The sequence below is a fragment of the uncultured Amnibacterium sp. genome (assembly GCF_964244015.1).
Lineage (GTDB): Bacteria > Actinomycetota > Actinomycetes > Actinomycetales > Microbacteriaceae > Amnibacterium.
On sequence record NZ_CAXTHO010000171.1, the window covers coordinates 2,056 to 4,856 of the forward strand.

Below are 2,801 nucleotides of genomic sequence, written 5' to 3' on the forward strand. Positions count from 1 at the left end.
GGACCCGGCGCAGCGGTCACGGCGATTGAGCACCTTCTCTCCGGACGGACCGCGTCGCCTGAACGCTGAGCGAGCCCCGTTGGCCGGCTGTCGTGTGAGGTGCGGAGGTCACGCGGAAGGGTCGGAGCATGGGACGAGCGGGGCGTGCTCGGCGACGTCCGGGCCAGGCTCCGCTCGACCTGCTGTTCATCGGCGAAGGCGGGTCGGAGGTGCGTGGCACAGCACCACTTGAGGCCACTTGTCCGCCGCGAGACTCGTCGTCCGCCCGGGGTCCATGGGAAGTCCAGCATCAGTCGACCGCCGCACGGCGGGCGCCGCCTGTGGATACGCCATCCTGTAGCTGGCGATCGGTAGCGTGAGCAGGTGTCGGAAGTAGACGATGGAGCGAAGGCCATCGTCCGCTTGACTCCGTTTGAGGCCGAGCGACTGCTCGAAAACGCGGAGGACACGTACGCAGACGAGGAAGACGATGGCCGCGTTGCGCCGCGATACGGCATCTCAGTGCTGGCGACAGTCCTCCGCGGGCCGGGTGACCTTGACGCGGCAGTCGCACGGATCGTTGCTGGAACCACGTTGAACGGTCGCAGGATGGCAGTCCTTACGACTACCGAACTGACGAACGCTGGGTTTGTCCTCGTTCAAGACGCCAACGAGCTCGAACCAGATCATCATCTGATCGGTGAAGGTGACATGCAGAAGCCGCCGAGGGTGGGAGATCTAGAATCGCTGTTCAAGCGTGACATTCGGAAATTCCCCAGGAAGAAATAGAAGGACCTGAGAGATGACGCGCATCAGGATTGATCTGAATTCCTTGCGAGGCGACGGGCTGACCCGCGCGCGCCGTCGGAACGCCGATGGCGAACTCAAGCAGGGCAACATCGTTACGGCGTATGAGCCCGAAGACGGCATCTCGATGCCTGCTTTCGTCGAGCTTGCTGAAGAGGGTTCGCCTTACGTCCTGCTGCGAGTGAACCGAGCGGCCGCCGCCGTAGACATCACGCCTGATGTCTATCTGGCCCTCCAGGCCGTGCTGGCGGGCCACGCCACGACGAACCCGGCCTTCTTCCAGTCGAGCGGTGCAGCGAATGACGCGGCCGGCGCGTGGGAGGCGGAGGACGAGGGGCAGCACGAACGCATCGCGTCTCTTGCTGCCCGGCGAATGAGCGCCTGATGCTCGAGCTCAAGGTGGTCGTTCTAGCCGACGCGGCCAATGTTCGAGAGGGCCTGTTGAGCGTGATCGGTGGCGGCCTGTCCGTTCTGCGGTATCCCAACTACCCGGTTCCACTGCAAGCGGACCTTGCGCTCATGTTTCAGATCTCGGACGTCGTCGAAGGAGAGACGCACGCGATCAAGGTCGAATGCGTTCGTGTAGACGCGCAGCAGCGCAGCGTCCCCGACGATCCAATGTTCGAGGTTGAAGCGCGGCTGGTAGCCGGACCGTCTCCCGAGCCTGCGGTACGCCACCGAAACGCACCCTTAGCGGTACCCCTCCACAACGTAGGTGTGCCCACGCCGGGCGAATATCGAGTGTCAGTCAGCGTCGACGGAGCGGTGCTTGGCTCCGTGAGCTTTGAGGCCTTGCTGGTCCCGGACGCGCCGAATCCCTTCGGGCCTCCGGAGGACGAAGCATTCAACCGCGACGCGGAGGCGGAGCAGGCACAGCTCGACCCCGAGTCCTGAGGGCCTTGGGGTTCAAGGCACGTGGCGCACAACACGCGATGGTCTGCGCCTCTGCTCCGGACGATCACGCGGGTTCTGAAGCCATCTCGCCTCGACGCCCGACGGTTAGCCATCAGTGGACGCGAGTGCGGTCGTAAATGCGTCGCGGCCCTTGGATGGTCAGACGCTCCGGCGCGCTTGATCCAGTCGGCGGTGAATAAGCGAGAGCGTTCCGCCACTTGCCACTCGCCACTCGCCACGAGGTCGCTGTTGTGGCTGCTTCGACCCGGTACGTCAGGAGCGTGTCGCGGGAGAGAGTGTTTTCTCATCAGGCATGTATTTCAGCCGAGGAAGTGGGCCCCGTGGGGCTCGAAACCAATCGGAGGGTCCGGAGGTACAAGGGTGATCTTAAGAACTACCTGATCAGCAGGCACTCTCCGGTCACGGTGATTGTGCTCGATCACGGGCTCTGCCCACAGATTGTGGGCAAAATGTGGGCACGGCACTCGTGCTGGGTACGGCGTGTCGCGGGGGCCTTGGTTGAGCTGCGAAGGTCTTCTCCCGGGACTTCGACGGCAGGGTCGGAGCCGACGGGAGTGCGTCAAGGCCTGCCGAAGCTGGCGCAGCCTCATGAGTCCTCAACACGGCGCATCAGTTCGGCAGCTGCGTCGTGCTCGCCACGCTGACCTCCGCGGCCGCGGCGCTGCCTTGACCATCGGCGCTGTGGACATCGCTTTGACCGGCTCGTCGGTCCTGCTGGTGATCGGTCTCATCGATGCCGCATTCGTCCTTGCGTCGACGGCGGTTAGTTGCCGCCGCTGACTCGTCGATCAGCCGCAGGTGACTCGTCTGCGCGCGGGTTTGGGTCACATCCGCGCGACGACCTCGTCCGCCGCGGACGGGTCGTCCGTTGGAGATTGTTCTTGGCCTCCTCCTCGGGGCACTCGAGGTCGAGGCGCAAGAACGCGCTCCGGCGAGGGGTAGTACTCGTCGCTGGAGGCAACTCCGAGTTGTTCTTCCGAACGGGCGACCTGAACCCACAGATGGAGCATCGAGGCACGCCACGCGCGTCAGCGGATCCGGGGGGGGGGCGATCCTCGTCGAGTCTCCGACCTCGGCGTTTCAGCCCACCTCGACGAACT

The 2,801-nt window shown here is 64.5% G+C and carries 4 protein-coding genes; 3 read left to right on the plus strand and 1 reads right to left on the minus strand.

Annotated features, from left to right (window positions below):
- The first annotated feature begins 363 nt into the window (after window positions 1-363).
- From ACFE67_RS14110 to ACFE67_RS14120, 3 genes are read left to right on the plus strand one after another with little or no spacing between them, the layout of a single operon-like run.
- Window positions 364-768: a hypothetical protein gene (locus tag ACFE67_RS14110; protein WP_375407509.1), complete on the plus strand. Its 405-nt coding sequence runs from the start codon at window positions 364-366 to the stop codon at window positions 766-768.
- A 13-nt stretch (window positions 769-781) separates the two neighbouring features.
- Window positions 782-1,171: a hypothetical protein gene (locus tag ACFE67_RS14115; protein ID WP_375407510.1), complete on the plus strand. Its 390-nt coding sequence runs from the start codon at window positions 782-784 to the stop codon at window positions 1,169-1,171.
- A complete protein-coding gene (locus tag ACFE67_RS14120) occupies window positions 1,171-1,680 on the plus strand; it encodes a DUF6941 family protein (RefSeq protein ID WP_375407511.1) in 510 nt (169 codons plus the stop codon). The genes ACFE67_RS14115 and ACFE67_RS14120 overlap by 1 nt, the downstream gene beginning before the upstream one ends.
- 630 nt (window positions 1,681-2,310) lie before the next feature.
- Here the strand turns inward: ACFE67_RS14120 and ACFE67_RS14125 are convergent.
- Window positions 2,311-2,529 carry a hypothetical protein gene (locus ACFE67_RS14125; protein ID WP_375407512.1) on the minus strand — a complete coding sequence of 73 codons (219 nt, stop codon included), beginning with the start codon at window positions 2,527-2,529 and terminating at the stop codon, window positions 2,311-2,313.
- Window positions 2,530-2,801: the final 272 nt, after the last annotated feature.